Here is a 19,158-nt window from a genome sequence, read left to right on the forward strand (position 1 = left end):
GGGGCTGTCGTGACGTTTGCGGTCTCAATGGGCGCGGCGGTGAAGTGAGCCAGCCGCCGGAGCCTCGCCGAAGCTGGCATGACGCAGCGTGGCGTTGCCGGCGCCGCGTGTTACATCGACCGGCGGTCGAGCATCGCGCGGGCGATCGTGCCGGCGTCGACATACTCGAGTTCGCCGCCCACCGGCACACCGCGTGCGAGACGCGTGACGGTGAGGCCGCGCGCCTTGAGCGTCTGCCCGAGATAATGCGCGGTGGCCTCGCCTTCATTGGTGAAATTGGTCGCGAGCACGACTTCCTTGACGATCCCATCCGACGCGCGCCTGACCAGCCGGTCGAAATGGATCTCCTTCGGGCCAATGCCGTCGAGCGGACTCAGCCGCCCCATCAGCACGAAATAAAGACCGCGATAGGTCATGGTCTGCTCGAGCATGATCTGGTCGGCGGGCGTTTCGACAACACACAGCAGCGTCGGATCGCGCTCGTCATCGAGGCAAACCTCGCAGACTTGCGCTTCGGTAAAGGTGTTGCACTTCTCGCAGTGCTGCAGATGCTCGGTCGCGAACAGCAACGAGCGGCCGAGTTTCTCGGCGCCGTCGCGGTCGTGCTGCATCAGGTGATACGCCATGCGTTGCGCGGACTTCGGCCCGACTCCGGGCAGCGCGCGCAGCGCTTCGACGAGCGCCGACAAGGCGGAAGGTTGTTTCATGCGGATCGGCGTCGAAGTGGATAGTGCCCGTGTATGCGGGTGGCGATGCGGTGGGTTCGGTCAAGCGTGTGTCAGCGCGGCTGTGGCGCAGATGCTCGCGTCAGGCGGACAGCTTGAGCGAACGGGCGCGGACCGATGCGAACTGCTGCGAATGAAATGCACGTGCAAATGGCGCGATGCGTTCACTTCGCGCACCCCACTCGAGCGTCCGCCTCGCGCGCTCCGTTCACGCCGCGGCGACAGCAGCCGCGGCGCTCGCCCGCCTGGGCGGCGTCGTTCAGAACGGCAGCTTGAAGCCCGGCGGCAGCGGCAGGCCCGAGGTCATCCCGCCCATCTTTTCCTGGGCGGTGGCTTCGGCCTTGCGCACGGCGTCGTTGAATGCAGCGGCGACGAGGTCTTCCAGCATGTCCTTGTCGTCGGCGAGCAGGCTCGGGTCGATCGATACGCGGCGCACGTCGTTCTTGCAGGTCATCGTCACCTTCACGAGACCGGCGCCCGACTGCCCCTCGACTTCGATCAGCGCGAGTTGCTCCTGCATCTTCTTCATGTTTTCCTGCATCTGCTGGGCTTGCTTCATCAGCCCGGCGAGTTGGCCTTTCATCATGGACATGCTCCTTCTTGATAGCGTGAAATCTGGAAATCGGGCGCGTTACGGCGGAACAGCGCGGCGAATCAGTGGACCGACGACGCGCCGTTCGCGGCGGCGTCCGGGGTAATCGGGCGGATCGAGCCGGGCACGATGCTCGCGCCGAACTCGCGGATCAGCGACTGCACGAACGGATCGGCGCCGATCTCGCGCTCCGCTTCCTGCTGACGCTGCGCGCGCATCGCGGCGTCGTGCGCGGCGGCGGTGCGGCGTGCCGGACCGATTTCGACCAGCACGTCGACATTCTGGCCGAGCTTCTCGGCAAGCGCGGCCTTCAGTTTAGCGACCTGCGACGCCTCCGCGTACTGCGGAACCGGCACATTCAGTTTGAGCGTGTTGCCTTCGAGCGCCATCAGCTCGCTGTTGAACGCGAGCTGATACGAGATGCCCTTGAGCGGCAGATCGACAGCAAGCGCCGGCCAGTCGCCTTTGAAACCGAGCGGATCGAGCGGCACGGCGGGCGGCAGCGGCCGTGAATCGACCACCGGCGCCGGCGTGGCAGCGGCCGTGGCGTTCACGCGGACGTCGTCCGGACCGCGGTCGAACACGGGCATGTAGTTGTCGTCCGGCGGGCCGAAATAGCCGTCGTCCGATGCCGAGATCGGCATGTAGTCGTCGGGCGGCATGTCGTCCCATGGCGGCACCGACGAGCCGTTCTGCTCCGCGCCGTTGCGCTCGGCCGGCGCCGACGGCGCACGAGCGACCGGTGCGGCGTCTTGCTGCTGCGCGCGGCGCGGCGCACCCGGCGTCGGCACGGGGACGACCACGCGCGGCGCGGCGGGTTTCGGCGTGACCGGCGCGGCGGGTTTCGCGGCCGCTGCCGCGGTGGCGCGGCCACGATCGGACGACACTTTCAGGCCGGCGCTGCGCAAAACGTCGAGCGCGGCGCTCGCGCCGCCTGCGCGACGCGGCGCGGATTCGGCGGCGGGCGGAGGTTCTCGTGACGCGGCGTCTGTGGCAACTTGCTCCGTGCGCGCAAGCGCGGCGGTTGCCGGCGCGGTGAGCGCCGGGGCCGGCGCCGGGTCATTGAGACTGGGTGCAGCGAGGACTTCGTTGGCGACGGGATCGTCAGGGGCGGCGTTAGCAGGGACTTCATTTGCCGCTGCGTCGTCGAGACCGGTTTTTGCAGATACTTCGTTCGAAGCCGGATCGGCGGGCGCGTCGTCCCACGGAGCCAACGCAGGTGCGGCGCTCGCCTTGGCAGCTGCGGGCGTCGCATCGACCGTCGCTGGCGCAGGCGCCGCGTCAGCGTCGATAGGCGCAAGCGCTGGCGCCGACTTCACTTCATCGATGACCGGCGCCGACTCAGCAACGATTGCGGCTTGCGCACTGGGCGATCGCTGTGCTGGCGCGTCTTGCGCGGAATCCGCTAATGCCGGCCGCGCGCCAGTTGCATCGGTGCTTTGCACCGCAGATGACATCGCTGATTCGGCTGCCCCACCAGACGCAGCGCCTTTGTCCACCATCGCATTACCAGCCGGCGATTCAAGGACCGGCGCGGCAGCACTCATCGCTGCGCGCGAGTTCGCCAGCGCCCCCGTTGGCAGCGCACCAGCCGTCACGGGCGAACCCGACAAGGCTCGCAACGCTGCGACCGTCGGCGCGCCAGTGCGTTTCGCACCGCCCGCACCCGCCTGGCCAGGCGCGCGCGCCCCACCCGCCGCGCCATCACCGCCGGTCGGCGCGGGTTCGAACGCCAGCATCCGCAGCAACGTCATCGTGAAGCCCGCGTATTCGTCCGGCGCGAGCCCGAGTTCGCTTCGACCAATCGTCGCAATCTGATAGAACAACTGCACCTGCTCGGCGCTCAATGCTTCGGCAAAACGGCGCAGATCACCGGCCTCCGGCCACTCGTCCAGCACCGACGAAGGCGCGAATTGCGCCCACGCAATCCGATGCAGCAAACTCGCCAGATCCTGCAAGGCCGTCGAAAACGACAAGCTGCGCAATGCCATCTCGTCGGCGACCGCCAGCACCGCGGCGCCGTCGCCGTCCGCAAGCGCGTCGAGCAGACGGATCAGATAGCTCTGATCGAGCGCGCCGAGCATGCCGCGCACCGCCTCTTCATTCACCTGATTGGCCGAATAGGCAATCGCCTGATCGGTCAGCGACAGCGCATCACGCATCGAGCCGTCGGCTGAGCGCGCCAGCAGGCGCAGCGCCTGGGCGTCGTATGGCACCTTCTCTTCGCCGAGGATGTGCTCGAGATGCGACACGATATGACCGGCGGGCATCTGCTTCAGATTGAACTGCAGACAGCGCGACAGCACCGTGACCGGAATCTTCTGCGGATCGGTGGTGGCGAGAATGAACTTGACGTGCGACGGCGGTTCTTCCAGCGTCTTCAGCATTGCGTTGAAGGCGTGGTTGGTCAGCATGTGCACTTCGTCGATCATGTAGACCTTGAAGCGCGCGTCGACCGGCGCGTACACCGCGCGCTCGAGCAGCGCGGCCATTTCGTCGACGCCGCGATTGCTCGCCGCGTCCATCTCCACATAATCGACAAAGCGCCCTTCGTCGATCTCACGGCACGCACGGCACACGCCGCACGGCGTGGAGGTCACGCCGGTTTCGCAATTCAGCGCCTTGGCGAAGATGCGCGACAGCGTGGTTTTGCCGACGCCGCGTGTGCCGGTAAACAGATAGGCATGGTGCAGACGGCCGCCGTCGAGCGCGTGCGTGAGCGCGCGCACCACGTGCTCCTGTCCGACGAGCGAAGCAAAATCCTTCGGCCGCCATTTGCGTGCGAGAACTTGATAGGTCATCCGGAAATTGTATCAGTAACAATGCCGCTCAAAACCGAATCGAGACGGCACATGAACGCGTGTCGCCGCTTCATTGAAACAGGCTAACGGACCGATAGAAAAAAATAGATCAAACGCGCGAAAGACGACCGCGACATGACGGCATGCACCTGGGACGGCGACACTAAGGGTAAAACACGAGTTCGGAGATATTGCGGAGAAGCCCGCGGACGCAAACAGAAAAAGGAAGGTGACGAGCCCGACCCTCGGCACTGGTGGAAAACGGCTGTGGCTGCTTCGTTCCCGACCTGACCAGGTTGACCATCCCTCCATGCGAGGAGGCCCGTCACGAAACATTCTATCACCGCTTGGCCCATCGCGCGACTGTTAATACGAGCAAAGCGACATCGACGCGCCGAATCAGGCTCCTCGCACCATATAGTCGACACCCCTCAAGTACGCCTGCGAGCTACTTGAGTTCGCCGCGCCAGCCACCAGATAAGCTGCGTCGCGGTGATTGGAATGCGCAGTCATTGGAACGTAGGGCACTTCACCGGCAGCCGTTGGCCCAACTGCCCCTGATGAGTACTATCGCCCCCGGCAACGCATAGCGAATTAAGCTAAACTGCCGTACGGATGACCCGCAGGCGCGAGCCTTCCGCACATCCCCAGGATAAACGCATCAACGTTTCCGTGTGTGTGTCGGCAAGACTCCGAGTGCGGCAAAGCGAACGGAAGTTTCCTTAGGTTTTGACGTATCGTGGCGAGCAATTCAGGCGGGCCTCGAACCGATAGAGGTATTCATACAATGAGCGAACAAATCAAGCATATTAGCGACGCATCGTTCGAACAGGACGTCGTGAAATCCGATAAACCCGTGCTGCTCGATTTCTGGGCTGAATGGTGCGGTCCGTGCAAGATGATCGCGCCGATCCTCGACGAAGTCGCGAAGGATTACGCTGATCGTCTGCAGATCGCCAAGATCAATGTCGACGAGCATCAATCGACGCCGGTCAAGTTCGGCGTGCGCGGCATCCCCACGTTGATCCTGTTCAAGAATGGCGCGGTCGCCGCGCAGAAGGTCGGCGCATTGTCGAAGTCGCAACTCACCGCGTTCCTCGACGGCAACCTGTAAAGCGGCGCGCTGCGGGTCCGTCGAGACTCGCCGGCGCGTTGAGTGGAGCGTGTTGTCAGCCGGCAACACGCTCGACAAGAAAGATGCCATGCCGTCGCACTAGCGGAAATTGGCGTGTGCTATGCTAGAATCCGCAAAACGTCGAGAAGACGTGTAAGTCCTTGAGCGGTTCCGCTCACTCTCCTCCCAGATTTCATTTCGTCGCACCTTCTCCTGCGGGTTCTCCGTATGCATTTATCCGAGCTTAAGACTCTGCACGTGTCCGAATTGATCGAGATGGCCAATGGCCTCGAGATCGAAAGTGCGAACCGCCTGCGCAAGCAGGAATTGATGTTCGCCATTCTAAAAAAACGAGCCAAAACGGGCGACACGATCTTCGGCGACGGCACGCTCGAAGTGCTGCCGGACGGCTTCGGCTTCCTGCGTTCGCCGGAAACCTCGTACCTCGCCAGCACGGATGACATCTACATCAGCCCGTCGCAAATCCGCCGCTTCAACCTGCATACGGGCGACACGATCGAAGGCGAAGTGCGTACGCCGAAAGACGGCGAACGCTATTTCGCGCTGGTGAAGGTGGACAAGGTCAACGGCCAGCCGCCGGAAGCCTCGAAGCACAAGATCATGTTCGAAAACCTGACGCCGCTGCACCCGAACAAGGTGCTGCTGCTCGAACGCGAAATGCGCGGCGAGGAAAACGTCACGGGCCGCATCATCGACATGATCGCGCCGATCGGCAAGGGCCAGCGCGGCCTGCTGGTCGCATCGCCGAAGTCCGGCAAGACCGTGATGCTTCAGCACATTGCCCACGCGATCAAGCAGAACCATCCCGACGTCGTGCTGTTCGTGCTGCTGATCGACGAACGCCCGGAAGAAGTGACCGAAATGCAGCGTTCGGTGGCCGGCGAAGTGATCGCCTCCACGTTCGACGAACCGGCTGCGCGTCACGTGCAAGTCGCCGAAATGGTGATCGAAAAAGCCAAGCGCCTCGTCGAAATGAAGAACGACGTGGTGATTCTGCTCGACTCGATCACGCGTCTCGCGCGCGCCTACAACACCGTCGTGCCGGCTTCGGGCAAGGTGCTGACGGGCGGTGTCGACGCCAACGCGCTGCAACGCCCGAAGCGCTTCTTCGGCGCGGCGCGCAATATCGAGGAAGGCGGTTCGCTGACCATCATCGGCACGGCGCTGATCGAAACCGGCAGCCGGATGGACGACGTGATCTACGAAGAATTCAAGGGCACCGGCAACATGGAAGTGCACCTGGAACGCCGCCTCGCCGAGAAGCGCGTCTACCCGTCGATCAACCTGAACAAGTCCGGCACGCGCCGTGAAGAACTGCTGATCAAGCCCGAAGTCCTGCAAAAGATCTGGGTGCTGCGCAAGTTCATTCACGACATGGACGAAGTCGAGTCGATGGAATTCCTGCTCGACAAGATCCGCCAGACGAAGAGCAACTCCGAGTTCTTCGACATGATGCGCCGCGGCGGCGGCAGCTAAGGCCTCGCGCCGGCACAGCCGCATCAGTCGTACCGCATCAAAGAGCCGCTCGCCACAAACGAGCGGTTTTTTTTCGTCCGCCGGTATTGCTCGTCGGGGACGGTAAAGCCCGAACCGAGAAAACTGGCCGGCGTCACAACATGTACGTGAACGTACATGTTTGAGTACAATGCGCTCAGTCCGTCATGTCTGTCACTGCTTATGTCGAAGGACTCACCCGCGCTGCTGACCGTGCGCGACGCCGCCGAACGCCTCGGCGTCACGCCGCGCACGCTGAAATACTACGAGGAACGCGGCCTCGTCTCGCCCACGCGCAGCGAGGGCCGCTACCGGCTTTACGACGACGAAGACCTGAAGCGCTTCGGCCGCATTCTGCGTTTGCGCTCGCTCGGCTTTTCGCTGCACGGCATCACCGAAATGCTCAAGCGTCCACTTGAACCCGTCGAAGGCGGCCATCGTTTCTCGACCGAGTCGCTGCAGCAGATTCGCGACGCCCTTGCGCAACAGGTCGACGCGCTCGACGCGCGCATCGAAACGATGCGCCGCGAACTCAAGGAAGCGCAGAAGCTACGCGCTGAACTGAGCCCCGACCTCGACTATCTCGAACGGCGCCTCGCGGGCGAAAATGCCGACGCGCTGCTCGAGCAACGCCGCAGCGCGCTTGTTAAAGCGGGCAACTCTTCACCCGGAAAGCGCATCAAAAAGCCACGCACAGCCACGCCGGGCGAATCCACGCCGGGCGAATCCACGCCGGGCGAATCGTCATGATCGCCGCGTCGTCCCGCGTCGCGCTGTTCAGCGTCGAAAAGTTGCGCGGCGATTTTTTCCCATGGGTGCTGGCGGTCGTCACCGGCCTCGACTACTTCGACAATTCGATCTTCTCGTTTTTCACGAGCTATATCGCCGGCGGCATCAACGCATCGCCCGATGAACTGGTGTGGGCCTCGAGCGCCTATGCAGTCGCGGCGGTGCTCGGCATCCTGCAGCAGCAATGGTGGGTCGAGCGCTTCGGCTACCGACGCTATGTGGCCGGCTGCATGCTGCTCTATTGCGCCGGCGCGGTGGCCGCCGCGCTAAGCGAATCGTCGATCGAGCTCGCGTTGGCGCGCGGCTTTCAAGGCTACTTCATCGGCCCGATGATGGGCACCTGCCGCATCCTGATCCAGATGAGTTTCACGCCGCAGCGGCGACCGGCGGCCACGCGCGCGTTTCTCCTGCTGATCGTGTTGAGCAGCGCGCTCGCGCCTTTGGTCGGCGGCCAGTTGGTCGCGCATTTCGACTGGCGCGCGCTGTTTGCGTGCACGGCGCCCGTGGGCGTGCTGTTCGCCGTGCTGGCTTTGCTCGCGCTGCCCAACTCCGGCAACCGCCTGCCCGAGGAGCGCGGATCGGCGCACTTCTGGCCGTATCTGATCTTTGCGTTCGCCCAGGGCGCGCTGCAAATCGTGATGCAGCAGGTGCGCTTCCAGTTGTTCAGCGCGTCGCCGGGGCTGATTCTGCTGACGGTCGCCGGCATCGTCGCGCTGGGCTGGTTCATCTATCAGCAGTGGCATCATCCCGCGCCGCTGATGCGCCTGCATGCGCTGCGCGAAAAGGTCTTCCAGGCCGGGCTCGTGCTGTACATGTTCTACTACTACATTTCCACGGTGTTCAGCTATCTGATCTCGCGCTTTCTCGAGAGCGGCCTCGGCTTTCCGGTCGAAAACACCGGGCGGCTGGTCGGCGTGACGTCGCTGATTTCCGCGAGCGCGCTGTTCGTCTATCTGCACTATGCGAAGCTGCTGCCGCGCAAGAAGTGGATCATCGTGCCGGGCTTCGCGGTGGCCGCATTCGCCGCGGCGTGGATGACACACATGTCGCCGGGCGTCGGCGAGGCGGCGCTGATCGTGCCGCTGCTGCTACGCGGACTGCTGTTGCTGTTCATCGTGCTGCCGGTCGCCAATCTGACGTTCAGAATCTTCGCGATCGAAGAATTCACGCACGGCTACCGGCTGAAAAACATCGTGCGGCAGTTGACGATCTCGTTCGCGACGGCGTCTGTCATCATCGTCGAACAGCATCGGCAGGCACTGCATCAAACTCGCCTCGCGGAGTTCGTGAATCCGTACAATCCTGTGTTCCAGAACTCGCTCGCCACGCTGACGAAAAGCTTCGCCGCCGCGGGCAGCTCGCCGACCGAGGCGCACTCGCTGGCGCTCGTGGAAGTCAGCCGGACGGTCGCGCAGCAGGCAAGCTTTCTGGCGTCGCTCGACGGCTTCTACTTTCTGATCGGCGTAGCGATATGCGGCGGCATTTTCGCCGCGTGGCAAAAACAGATCGACTAAGGGTTTCATCAGGCCATGCTCTCGAAACTCACTCAATGGCTGGGCACGCGCCGGCGCGAGCGCGCGCTGCGTGACTACGCGATCGGCGACGCGCTCTGGCAAGCCACGCTCGACGGCCTGCCGTTTCTCGCGCACCTCGACGCGCCGGACCTCGTGCGTCTGCGCGAACTGACCAGCCTGTTCATCGCGCAAAAGGAATTCTCGACCGCGCACGAGCTGGAGCTGACCGACGCGATGACTGTGGCGATCGCCGCGCAGGCGTGTCTGCCAGTGCTGAACCTGAGTCTCGACCTGTATCGCGGCTGGGTCGGCGTGATCGTCTATCCGGGCGAATTCGTGATCCGCAAGACCGTCGAGGACGAAGACGGCGTGGTGCACGAGGTCGAACACGACGCGAGCGGCGAGGCGTGGGAAGGCGGCCCGGTGGTGCTGTCGTGGGAAGACGCGCAGATGACGGACGGCTCGGACGCCTATAACGTCGTGATTCACGAATTCGCGCACAAGATCGACATGCTGAACGGTGAGGCGGATGGCCACCCGCCGCTGATGCGCCGCTGGCACGCACCGCTCGACGCGCAGGCGTGGGCGGACGTGTTCGACCCTGCATACGACCAGTTCTGCGCCCGGGTCGACGCGGTGCCGCAGCGTCGCTGGGCGCGTTTCGAGCGCGAATCGCTGATCGATCCGTACGCGGCGGACCATCCAGCGGAATTTTTTGCCGTGTGCAGCGAGGCGCTGTTCGTGAAGCCGCGGGCGTTCGAGGCAGAGTATCCGGAGCTGTACCGGCTGCTTGCGCGCTATTACCGCCAGGATCCGGCGCGCGTCGAGCTGAGCTTCGCTCCCGCCTGACAGCATCCTCTCTCCACGCCTCATGTCCGCTGGATAAGGGCCGCGGCCAAAAGTCCCCGCGCACCGCGCCGGCCGGCACCGCTACCGCCCAAATGCCCAAACGCCACGAACTGCTGGCAAAACGCTAGCAGAAAACTGGCACGAAAGTCGTCAAGCGACTGATTTTCTGGCATAATCGCCGTTTTTCGACCATAGGCAAGTGGCTCGCGCCTAGATGCGGTCCGCGCTCAATGCGGCCTTGCACGCGGGTTGGCTACCGCCAGATTAAAGGAAAGACCATGAAAGAAGGCATTCACCCGGATTATCGCGAAGTCCTGTTCATCGACATGTCGAACGACTTCAAGTTTGTGACGCGCTCGACCATCCAGACGCGTGAAACCGCCGAATTCAACGGCAAGACCTACCCGCTCGCCAAGATCGAAGTGTCGTCGGAATCGCATCCGTTCTACACCGGTCAGCAAAAGATCATGGACACGGCAGGCCGCGTCGAGAAGTTCAACAAGAAGTTCGGTTCGCGCGCTACCGGCAAGGCAGCAGCGAAGTAATACCCGCGTCGTCGCCGGCTTTGGCCGGCAGCGAAGCAGCGAAAAAGGGCAGCGTGAGCTGCCCTTTTTTGTCGCCTGGTTTGTGGCCTTGCTTGCCGCTTCATTTGTCGCCTCATTGGTAGCATTCGCGTCACCGATGGCGTGGGCACCGACCAGGCCGCCCGCGCTTGCGGCGCCGCGTTACAGCTTTAGCAACGACGTTGCGGGCCGTTACCGACCGTGACGCGCATCGCACGGCACGACTACAATGCCGGATGCTCCAAAAGGGCCATTCCGGCCGGCAGCCATGCCGTCCGGTCCCGGCTGCACCGCTTATCCAATGTCCACACACCGCATGAGACCTGTCGTTCGCCTCACCGCCTCCGCGACCAGTGCGTTGCCGCGCTGGCTGCTGCTGACCATCTGTATCGTCTACGCGTCGTTCGGGCTATTCGGCCGCGATCCGTGGAAGAACGAGGACGCAGCCGGCTTCGGTGTCATGTGGACCATGGCGAACGGTGGCGCTCACGACTGGCTGCTGCCGAATCTGGTCGGCAAATACCTGACGGAAGACGGCCCGCTCGGCTACTGGCTCGGCGCCAGCGCGATCCGCGTGCTCGCGCCATGGGTCGACGCGAGCAACGCGTCGCGCGTATTCACCGGCCTGCTGTTTTGCGCGGCCTGCGCGTTCGTCTGGTATGCCGCCTACCTGCTCGGCCGGCGCGCCGAAGTGCAGCCGTTCAAGTACGCGTTCGGCGGCGAGCCGGAACCGCGCGACTACGGCCGCACGCTTGCCGATGGCGCGCTGCTGATCCTGCTCGCCTGCTTCGGCCTGGCCGAACGCGGTCACGAAACCACGCCGCAACTGGCGCAGTTCGTCGGCATCGCGATGCTCGTGTATGGGCTCGTGCGCATGATCGACAAGCCGGTTCAAGGCGCGTTGATCTGGGGCCTCGCGCTCGGCCTCGTCACACTGGCCAGCAGCCCGGTGCTGGTCGGCGCCCTGCTGCTCGGCACGCTGGCGATGACCCTGATCGTGCGCGAAACGCGCTCGCGCTGGCTGCTGCTGGCGGGTTTGCCGGTGGCGCTCGTGGTGTCGGTGTCGTGGCCGATTGCCGCGCTCGCCGCCTTTCCCGAGGACGCCGTCTGGTACCTGAATCAATGGGTGCGCGTGAGCCTGAGTTCGTTCGCGGGGCCGCCTGGCTCGGTCGCCGCGTACGCGTTGAAAAACCTGCCGCTCTTCACGTGGCCGGCATGGCCACTGGCGCTGTGGTCGTGGTTCAGCTGGAAGGGCCTGCGGCGCGCGCCGCACGTGGCGATTCCGCTGTCGGTGATCGGGCCGCTGCTGGCGCTGGTGATCCTGCAGAGTCATCAGTCGAACCGGCTCTACATGCTGTTGCTACCGTCGCTCGCGGTGCTGGCCGCCTTTGCGCTGCCCACGCTCAAACGCGGCGCGATCAACGCGATCGACTGGTTCGCGCTGCTGAGCTTCACGATCCTCGGCAGCTTCGTCTGGCTGGTGTACGCGGCCGGGCTGACCGGCTTCCCGCATCCGCTCGCGCGCAACCTCGCGCGTCTCGCGCCGGGCTTCGCGCCGCAGTTCAAGGTCCTGTCGTTCGTGTGCGCGGTTGCCGTGACCGTGTGCTGGTTCGTGCTGGTGCGCTGGCGTCTCGCGCGTCATCCGAAAGTCCTGTGGCGCAGCGTGGTGCTCTCGAGCGCCGGCACGACGCTGATGTGGGTGCTGCTGATGACGCTGTGGCTGCCGGTCGTCAACTACAGCCGGACCTACAAGGACGTCGCCGAACAGATCGCGAGCCATCTGCCGGAGGACTACACCTGCATTTCGCCGGTGCGGCTCGGTAATGCGCAGATCGCGACCTTCGCCTATTTCGGCGACATGCACTTCTCGTTCGACCAGGACTGCGACGTGATCCTGCGCCAGGACTCGCAGGAGTACGGCGACCCGAGCGCGCTGCCCGACTACATCTGGAAGCTCGTGTGGGAAGGCCGCCGCGTGGCCGACCGCGACGAACGCTTCCGCCTGTACGTGCGGATCGACCGTCCGAAGCCGCCGGTCGTCAAACGCCGCAGCTGGCACAAGAAGCTCGACTGACCATGTTCGCCGACGTACGGAAGATCGCGGCGCTGGCATGGCCCGTATGGATCGGCCAACTGGCGATCATCGCGTTCGGCGTGATCGATACGGCGATGGTCGGCCGTTACTCGGCGGTCGATCTGGCCGCGCTCGGGCTCGGCTCGTCGATCTATATCTCCGTCTACATCGGCCTGACCGGCATTCTGACCGCGCTGCAACCGATCACCGCGCAACTCTACGGCGCGCGCCGCTACCTCGAGATCGGCGAGGAAGTTCGCCAGTCGTTGTGGCTCGCGCTGGCGCTGACCGTGATCGGCTTCCTGATTCTGTTTTTCCCCGGGCCTGTGCTGCATCTGGCGCGCGTGCCGGACGCGCTGCATGAACGCACGGTCGGCTACCTGCGGATTCTGGCCTTCGGCCTGCCGGCCGGCCTCGCTTTTCGCGTCTACAGTTCGATTACCAATGCGGTCGGCCAGCCGCGGCTCGTGATGATTCTGCAGATCGGCGCGCTGCTGCTCAAGGTTCCGCTCAACACGTGGTTCATTTTCGGCGGACTCGGCGTGCCGGCGCTCGGCGGTCCGGGTTGCGCACTCGCCAGCGCGACGCTCAACTGGGGGCTTGCCGTGGTCGGCATGATGCTGCTGACGCGTGTCGACCTATTCAAGCCGTTCGCGATCTTCGCGCACTTCTGCTGGCCGGTCTGGCAGCGCCAGGCGGCACAGTTGCGGCTGGGCATTCCGATGGGCCTGTCGTATCTGATCGAAGTGACGTCGTACACGTTCATGGCGCTCTTCATCGCACGCTTCGGCACGACGACGCTCGCAGGCCATCAGATCGCCGGCAACATCGGCGCGGTGCTGTACATGACGCCGCTGTCGATCGGCATTGCTGCGTCGACGCTGGTCGCTCAGGCGCTCGGCGCGCATCGTCCGGAAGCGGCGCGCACGTTGTCGCGGCACGGCATCATGATGGCCGTCGCGATCGCCTGCTGTTATGGGGCGATCGTGCTGGTGCTGCGGCCGTACATCATCGAAGGCTATACGCCGAATGCGCAGGTCGTGGCGGCGGCGCTGCCGCTGGTGTTGATCGTCGCGTGCTACCACCTGTTCGATGCGTTGCAGATCACCACCGCGTTCGTGCTGCGCGCATACAAGGTGGCGGTCGTGCCGACCGTCATCTATGCGGTTGCGTTGTGGGGCGTGGGGCTGGGCGGCGGGTATCTGCTCGGCTTCAACGTGAGCGGCGTCACGCCGGAATGGCTGACCGGCGCGCGTGGCTTCTGGGTCGCGAATACGGCGAGTCTGGCGATTGCCGGCTTCGGGTTGCTGATGTATTGGCGAGGGGTGAGCAAGCGGTATTTGCGCGCGGATGCGGTGGTTGTGGCGGATTCGGCGGTTTGAAAGACTCCGCTTGCCCGTCCCACGACCGCGGCTACGAACCCACGTCCACTTCCTCCGCCACCTCAACTCCCCTCGCCTGCTGCTCCGCCTCAACCGCCTGAGCGTGCCGCCCGAAAATCTCACGCGCGGCGAACAACGCATTCAGCGCGGCCGGAAAGCCCGCATAGAGCGCCATCTGCATGAACACTTCGACGATCTCCTCGCGCGTGCAGCCGACATTCAACGCCGCCTCGATATGCACCTTCAACTGCGGTTGCGCGCAACCCAGCGTCGCGAGCGAAGCGATCGTCGCGATTTCACGCGCGCGCAGATCGAGCTGCGGCCGGCTATAAATATCGCCGAAGCCGAATTCGATCAGCAGCCGGCCGAAATCCGGCGCGATCGGCGCAAGCGCGGCGATCACCTGTTCGCCGGCCGAGCCGTCGATCTCTCTGAGCTTGTCCCAGCCTCGGGTGTAGCGGTCGTTTTGTGCGTAGTCCATGGCGAGTCCTTTTCCGAATGTCAAAGCGATGAGGTTGCGTCGGTCTGTCGTGCCGGATCACCCGCGCCGGCGTTCTGCCCGGCCGCCTCGTAGTACGCGATCTTGTCGACGATCGCGCCGAGGTTGCTCTGCAACTCGGCGATCCGCGCCAAAACCGCATCCCGGTGCGCCGCCAGCAAGTCGCGGCGCGCGCCCATCGTCGGCTGGCCTTGCGCGCGCAGCGCCGCGAACGCCTGCATCCCGGCGATCGGCATGCCGGTCGCCTTCAGACGCATCACGAACAGCAGCCAGTCGAGATCGGCCGGCGAATACAGGCGATGCCCCGCCTGCGTGCGCCCGACCGGGCGGATCAGCCCGGCCTGTTCGTAATAACGCAGCGTATGCGTGGAGACGCCGATCGTTTCGGCAACCTGACCGATAGTGAGTGCGGTTGAGATTTTCGACATGACGGACTCAGGTTAGGACTTCGAGTGCACTCTAAGTCAAGCGCTCGTCGCTGTCATTTGTCTGTGCTGTGATTTCTTATGATGTGCCGCATTGATGGATAAACTCACAAGAGCCTAATAGCCGGGCAAAAAGTTTAAATATTGTCCACACTGATTTACTTGTCACGAATCGGTCGGTATAAATCGTCGGCGCTCACAAATAACGGCGCGCGATTTGTTCTATGCTTAAGCGCAGCGCCTGCTGACAGAATGCGTCGTCCGTTCCCGGCTTACTTGTTTGCCCTCAATGGAGTGCTTGCCATGCTGAAGAAGCTTTTAATGCTTTGCGTTGCTTTGGCTTTGTCGCTGTCGGCCGGATTTGCGGCGGCCGTCGAAGTGAATTCCGCCGATCAGGCGGCGCTCGAATCGGTCAAGGGAATCGGTCCGGTGCATGCGAAGGCGATCATCGACGAACGCACCAGGAATGGCCCATTCAAAGATGCCGATGATCTCGCCGCCCGCGTCAAGGGCATTGGCACCAAATCAGTCACCAATCTCGAAGCGGCCGGTCTGACGATCAACGGCTCGGCCGCGCCGCCTACCGGCGCCAAGCCCGCCACGAAATCGGGCAGCAGCGCGAGCACCAAGGCGCCACCGGCAGCCGCGCCTGCGGCGACCACCGCGGCACCGGCCACATCCGCGGCCACGACCGCGACCACGGCTGCGCCAGCGGAAGCGTCCGGCACGATAGCGTCGAAGTCGAAGAAGAAGAGCAAGGCCGCGGCGTCTGAAGCGGCGGCGGCTTCCGCGCCCGCGGCGAACGCGCCGGCCGATGCCTCTGAAGCCAAGGCCTCGAAGAAGAAAGCGAAGAAGAGCAAGGCCGCCTCGGGCGCGGCGGCCTCTGGCGCGTAATGATGCGCGAAAGGGGTGGGCGACGGCATCGCGAGGACTCCCCGGTGCGCATGATCCATCTGGCATGCACGCATCGAAGCCGCCCCGCTGCCACCCGCCTTCCTTCCCACTGCGCCGCGCAACCGCGCGGCGCTTTCACCCGCCGACCCGTCACGCACGCGTCGGCATTCAAGAGAGACCGTCATGAGCCTACTCGACACTATCGGTTCCCTGTTTGGCAAATCGCCGGAAGGTGGCAGCCAGCAAGCGCTGGTCGCAGCCGCACTCGAATTCGTCAATAACCAGCCAGGCGGCCTGAACGGCCTGATCGACCGCTTCAAGGAAAAAGGCCTCGGCGACGTCGTGACGTCGTGGGTCAGCAACGGCGAGAACCAGCCGATCGCACCCGATGCGCTGCATAGTGTGCTCGGCTCGGATGCCGTTACCAACCTTGCGGCGAAAGCCGGCGTGCAACCGGATCAGGTCACGGGCCTGCTGTCGCAGATTCTGCCGCACGTCATCAACGCGGCGACCCCCGAAGGTGAAGTACCGGCCGAGGGCAAGCTGAATGCGACCACCGTGCTCGGCTCGCTTGGCGGCCTGTCGGCACTGCTCGGCAAGGGCAACAGCAACGCTTGAAGATGCGGGCAGCCTCGCCTGAGCGGCCTGGCTTGGCTTTGCTTTGAAGAGGCGAAAAAAAAAGCGGCAACGAAGTCGCCTTCGCTGCCGCTTTCTAACGTCGACCGGAGAGCGGCTCGGCCACCACCGCTCGTCGCCGCCGAACACGCGTTTCGCTTAATGCACGACGCGTTCGAACATCAGTTGGCCGTCTTCCACTTCCACCGGAATCACGTCCTTCGGACCGAACCTGCCGGCCAGAATCAGCTTGGCGATCGGGTTCTCGATCTCCTGCTGAATCGCGCGCTTCAACGGCCGCGCGCCGAACAGCGGATCGTAGCCGACCTTGCCGATGTGCTCGAGCGCACCGTCGGACACCACCAGCTGCATGTCGAGCTTGGCCAGCCGTTCATGCAGACGCTGCAACTGGATTCGCGCAATCGACTGGATGTTCGAGCGGTCGAGCGCATGGAACACCACGACGTCGTCGATCCGGTTCAGGAACTCGGGCCTGAAGTGCAGCTTCACTTCTTCCCAGACCGCGTCCTTGACCGCTTCCTGCGGCTCGCCGACCATCGCCTGGATCACCTGCGAACCGAGGTTCGACGTCATCACGATCACCGTGTTCTTGAAGTCCACGGTACGGCCCTGGCCATCGGTCATGCGGCCGTCGTCGAGCACTTGCAGCAGCACGTTGAACACGTCCGGATGCGCCTTCTCGATTTCGTCGAGCAGGATCACGCTATACGGCTTGCGGCGCACGGCTTCGGTCAGATAACCGCCTTCCTCATAGCCGACGTAGCCCGGCGGCGCGCCGATCAAACGCGCGACGCTATGCTTCTCCATGAATTCGCTCATGTCGATCCGGATCAGATGATCTTCCGAATCGAACAGGAACGCAGCCAGCGCCTTGCACAGCTCGGTCTTGCCCACACCGGTCGGCCCGAGGAACAGGAACGAACCGTACGGACGGTTGGGATCCGACAGACCCGCGCGCGAGCGGCGAATCGCATCGGCCACCGCGTTGATCGCCTCGTCCTGACCGACCACACGAGCGTGCAGTTTCTCCTCGATCTGCAACAGCTTTTCGCGCTCGCCCTGCATCATCCGCGCGACCGGAATGCCGGTGGAACGCGACACGACTTCGGCGATTTCTTCCGCGCCGACCCGTGTGCGCAACAGACGCGGACGCTGCGGATTGTTCTGCTCCTCGGCCTCGGCGCGCGTCACTTCCTTCAACTGCGCTTCGAGACCCGGCAGCTTGCCGTACTGCAACTCGGCGACCTTCTCGAGCTTGCCTTCACGCTGCAGACGGGTGATTTCCGCGCGTGTTTTCTCGATCTCTTCCTTCAGTTGCGCGCTGCCCTGCACCGCGGCTTTTTCCGCGGTCCAGATTTCTTCGAGGTCCGAATATTCGCGATTCAGCCGCTCGATTTCTTCTTCGATCAGTTGCAGGCGCTTTTGCGACGCTTCGTCCTTTTCCTTCTTCACGGCTTCGCGTTCGATCTTCAACTGGATCAGACGACGGTCGAGCCGATCCATCTCTTCCGGCTTCGAGTCGATTTCCATCTTGATCTTCGACGCGGCTTCGTCGATCAGATCGATCGCCTTGTCCGGCAGGAACCGATCCGTGATGTAACGATGCGACAGCTCGGCCGCCGCGACGATCGCCGGGTCGGTGATATCGACGCCGTGATGCAGCTCGTACTTCTCCTGCAGCCCGCGCAGGATCGCGATCGTCGCATCCACCGACGGTTCGTCGACCTGCACTTTCTGGAAGCGGCGTTCGAGCGCGGCATCCTTCTCGATGTACTTGCGATACTCGTCGAGCGTGGTGGCGCCGACGCAATGCAGTTCGCCGCGCGACAGCGCCGGCTTGAGCATATTGCCTGCGTCCATCGCCCCTTCGGCCTTGCCGGCGCCGACCATCGTGTGGATTTCGTCGATGAAGACGATGGTCTGGCCTTCGTCTTTCGCGATATCGCTCAGCACGGCCTTCAGCCGCTCTTCGAACTCGCCGCGATACTTCGCGCCGGCCAGCAGCGCGGCCATGTCGAGCGACAGCACGCGCTTGCCCTTCAGCGTTTCCGGCACTTCGCCGTTGACGATGCGCTGCGCGAGCCCTTCGACGATCGCGGTCTTGCCGACCCCCGGTTCGCCGATCAGCACCGGATTGTTCTTGGTGCGGCGCTGCAGGATCTGAATCGAGCGGCGGATTTCGTCGTCACGGCCGATCACCGGGTCGAGCTTGCCGGCCCGCGCGCGTTCGGTCAGGTCGATGGTGTACTTCTTCAGGGCTTCGCGCTGGCTTTCGGCGTCCTCGCTATGCACCTGCGAGCCGCCGCGCACCGCGACGATCGCGGTTTCCAGCGACTTACGCGACAAGCCATGCTGACGCGCGAGACGGCCGGCTTCGCCCTTGTCGTCCGCGACCGCGAGCAGGAACATCTCGCTCGCGATGAACGTGTCGTTGAGCTTCTGCGCTTCCTTGTCGGCCTGATTCAGCAAACCGGTCAGTTCGCGGCCGATCTGCACGTTGCCGTCGGTGCCCTGCACTTGCGGCAGACGCGTCATCGCGTCGCCGAGCGCCGTTTGCAGCGCCTGAACGTGCACGCCGGCACGCGAAAGCAGCGAGCGTGCCGAACCATCCTGCTGGGCGACGAGCGCCGACAGCACATGAACCGGTTCGATGTATTGATTGTCATGGCCGACGGCCAGACTCTGCGCATCCGCGAGCGCTTCCTGGAATTTAGTGGTGAGTTTGTCGATTCTCATCAAGAGACCTCCAATTTCGATTACCACCAAAATGAGGCGTTTTATTCAGG

15 protein-coding genes, 1 other RNA gene and 1 pseudogene are annotated in these 19,158 nt (G+C 63.8%); 10 read left to right on the forward strand and 7 right to left on the reverse strand.

Annotated elements, in window-relative coordinates; translation table 11 throughout:
• Nucleotides 1-110 precede the first annotated feature (110 nt).
• From recR to ffs, 4 genes are all read right to left on the reverse strand, one after another.
• The gene (gene recR / locus HV744_RS07590; RefSeq protein WP_175148912.1) at nt 111-707 is read right to left on the reverse strand and encodes a recombination mediator RecR; all 597 of its coding nucleotides are present in this window, start codon (nt 705-707) and stop codon (nt 111-113) included.
• A 277-nt stretch (nt 708-984) separates the two neighbouring features.
• Entirely contained in the window at nt 985-1,311 is a 327-nt protein-coding gene (locus HV744_RS07595; RefSeq protein WP_007182071.1) for a YbaB/EbfC family nucleoid-associated protein, read from the reverse strand.
• Nucleotides 1,312-1,379: 68 nt separating this feature from the next.
• Complete coding sequence (gene dnaX, locus HV744_RS07600) at nt 1,380-4,118, reverse strand: DNA polymerase III subunit gamma/tau (RefSeq protein WP_175148913.1); 2,739 nt, start codon at nt 4,116-4,118, stop codon at nt 1,380-1,382.
• A gap of 228 nt (nt 4,119-4,346) precedes the next feature.
• Nucleotides 4,347-4,445: signal recognition particle sRNA small type (ffs, locus tag HV744_RS07605), an RNA gene on the reverse strand.
• A 460-nt stretch (nt 4,446-4,905) separates the two neighbouring features.
• On the opposite strand from ffs, the gene trxA reads away from it, so the two are divergent.
• The 8 genes from trxA to HV744_RS07645 all read left to right on the forward strand — a co-directional run bounded on the left by trxA (nt 4,906) and on the right by HV744_RS07645 (nt 13,918).
• Nucleotides 4,906-5,232: a thioredoxin TrxA gene (gene trxA, locus HV744_RS07610; protein ID WP_006048864.1), complete on the forward strand. Its 327-nt coding sequence runs from the start codon at nt 4,906-4,908 to the stop codon at nt 5,230-5,232.
• A gap of 228 nt (nt 5,233-5,460) precedes the next feature.
• A complete protein-coding gene (gene rho, locus HV744_RS07615) occupies nt 5,461-6,729 on the forward strand; it encodes a transcription termination factor Rho (protein WP_006048863.1) in 1,269 nt (422 codons plus the stop codon).
• A gap of 201 nt (nt 6,730-6,930) precedes the next feature.
• Nucleotides 6,931-7,497 (forward strand): MerR family transcriptional regulator, encoded by a 567-nt coding sequence (locus HV744_RS07620; protein WP_175148969.1) that lies wholly within the window; start codon nt 6,931-6,933, stop codon nt 7,495-7,497.
• Nucleotides 7,494-9,050, forward strand: coding sequence for an MFS transporter (locus tag HV744_RS07625; protein ID WP_175148914.1), 1,557 nt, complete (start codon nt 7,494-7,496; stop codon nt 9,048-9,050). The genes HV744_RS07620 and HV744_RS07625 overlap by 4 nt, the downstream gene beginning before the upstream one ends.
• A 15-nt stretch (nt 9,051-9,065) precedes the next feature.
• Nucleotides 9,066-9,899: a M90 family metallopeptidase gene (locus HV744_RS07630; protein WP_175148915.1), complete on the forward strand. Its 834-nt coding sequence runs from the start codon at nt 9,066-9,068 to the stop codon at nt 9,897-9,899.
• A gap of 278 nt (nt 9,900-10,177) precedes the next feature.
• Nucleotides 10,178-10,444 carry a type B 50S ribosomal protein L31 gene (locus HV744_RS07635; protein WP_042323790.1) on the forward strand — a complete coding sequence of 89 codons (267 nt, stop codon included), beginning with the start codon at nt 10,178-10,180 and terminating at the stop codon, nt 10,442-10,444.
• Nucleotides 10,445-10,778: 334 nt separating this feature from the next.
• Entirely contained in the window at nt 10,779-12,536 is a 1,758-nt protein-coding gene (locus tag HV744_RS07640) for an ArnT family glycosyltransferase (protein ID WP_175148916.1), read from the forward strand.
• 2 nt (nt 12,537-12,538) lie between these two features.
• Nucleotides 12,539-13,918 (forward strand): MATE family efflux transporter, encoded by a 1,380-nt coding sequence (locus HV744_RS07645; protein WP_175148917.1) that lies wholly within the window; start codon nt 12,539-12,541, stop codon nt 13,916-13,918.
• A 31-nt stretch (nt 13,919-13,949) separates the two neighbouring features.
• Here HV744_RS07645 and HV744_RS07650 read toward each other — a convergent pair whose 3' ends face one another.
• Both HV744_RS07650 and HV744_RS07655 read right to left on the reverse strand, forming a co-directional pair.
• Nucleotides 13,950-14,399, reverse strand: coding sequence for a carboxymuconolactone decarboxylase family protein (locus tag HV744_RS07650; RefSeq protein WP_175148918.1), 450 nt, complete (start codon nt 14,397-14,399; stop codon nt 13,950-13,952).
• Nucleotides 14,318-14,845, reverse strand: a pseudogene (locus HV744_RS07655) (MerR family transcriptional regulator). Before HV744_RS07655 ends, HV744_RS07650 begins: the two are co-directional and overlap by 82 nt.
• Before the next feature lie 300 nt (nt 14,846-15,145).
• Here HV744_RS07655 and HV744_RS07660 point away from each other — a divergent pair.
• A complete protein-coding gene (locus HV744_RS07660; RefSeq protein ID WP_175148920.1) occupies nt 15,146-15,736 on the forward strand; it encodes a ComEA family DNA-binding protein in 591 nt (196 codons plus the stop codon).
• A gap of 183 nt (nt 15,737-15,919) precedes the next feature.
• A complete protein-coding gene (locus HV744_RS07665) occupies nt 15,920-16,354 on the forward strand; it encodes a YidB family protein (RefSeq protein ID WP_175148921.1) in 435 nt (144 codons plus the stop codon).
• Between the two features lie 156 nt (nt 16,355-16,510).
• On the opposite strand, the gene clpB is transcribed toward HV744_RS07665, so the two are convergent.
• Complete coding sequence (clpB, locus tag HV744_RS07670) at nt 16,511-19,108, reverse strand: ATP-dependent chaperone ClpB (protein ID WP_175148922.1); 2,598 nt, start codon at nt 19,106-19,108, stop codon at nt 16,511-16,513.
• Nucleotides 19,109-19,158 lie beyond the last annotated feature (50 nt).

It is taken from the genome of Paraburkholderia ultramafica (assembly GCF_902859915.1).
Classification (GTDB): Bacteria; Pseudomonadota; Gammaproteobacteria; order Burkholderiales; family Burkholderiaceae; genus Paraburkholderia; species Paraburkholderia ultramafica.

What these genes read in the sequence shown, in the direction of transcription:
- recR (WP_175148912.1), bottom strand. Translation starts at nt 707, where the DNA reads ATGAAACAACCTTCCGCCTTGTCGGCGCTCGTCGAAGCGCTGCGCGCG.
- HV744_RS07595 (WP_007182071.1), bottom strand. Translation starts at nt 1,311, where the DNA reads ATGATGAAAGGCCAACTCGCCGGGCTGATGAAGCAAGCCCAGCAGATG.
- dnaX (WP_175148913.1), bottom strand. Translation starts at nt 4,118, where the DNA reads ATGACCTATCAAGTTCTCGCACGCAAATGGCGGCCGAAGGATTTTGCT.
- trxA (WP_006048864.1), top strand. Translation starts at nt 4,906, where the DNA reads ATGAGCGAACAAATCAAGCATATTAGCGACGCATCGTTCGAACAGGAC.
- rho (WP_006048863.1), top strand. Translation starts at nt 5,461, where the DNA reads ATGCATTTATCCGAGCTTAAGACTCTGCACGTGTCCGAATTGATCGAG.
- HV744_RS07620 (WP_175148969.1), top strand. Translation starts at nt 6,931, where the DNA reads ATGTCGAAGGACTCACCCGCGCTGCTGACCGTGCGCGACGCCGCCGAA.
- HV744_RS07625 (WP_175148914.1), top strand. Translation starts at nt 7,494, where the DNA reads ATGATCGCCGCGTCGTCCCGCGTCGCGCTGTTCAGCGTCGAAAAGTTG.
- HV744_RS07630 (WP_175148915.1), top strand. Translation starts at nt 9,066, where the DNA reads ATGCTCTCGAAACTCACTCAATGGCTGGGCACGCGCCGGCGCGAGCGC.
- HV744_RS07635 (WP_042323790.1), top strand. Translation starts at nt 10,178, where the DNA reads ATGAAAGAAGGCATTCACCCGGATTATCGCGAAGTCCTGTTCATCGAC.
- HV744_RS07640 (WP_175148916.1), top strand. Translation starts at nt 10,779, where the DNA reads ATGAGACCTGTCGTTCGCCTCACCGCCTCCGCGACCAGTGCGTTGCCG.
- HV744_RS07645 (WP_175148917.1), top strand. Translation starts at nt 12,539, where the DNA reads ATGTTCGCCGACGTACGGAAGATCGCGGCGCTGGCATGGCCCGTATGG.
- HV744_RS07650 (WP_175148918.1), bottom strand. Translation starts at nt 14,399, where the DNA reads ATGGACTACGCACAAAACGACCGCTACACCCGAGGCTGGGACAAGCTC.
- HV744_RS07660 (WP_175148920.1), top strand. Translation starts at nt 15,146, where the DNA reads ATGCTGAAGAAGCTTTTAATGCTTTGCGTTGCTTTGGCTTTGTCGCTG.
- HV744_RS07665 (WP_175148921.1), top strand. Translation starts at nt 15,920, where the DNA reads ATGAGCCTACTCGACACTATCGGTTCCCTGTTTGGCAAATCGCCGGAA.
- clpB (WP_175148922.1), bottom strand. Translation starts at nt 19,108, where the DNA reads ATGAGAATCGACAAACTCACCACTAAATTCCAGGAAGCGCTCGCGGAT.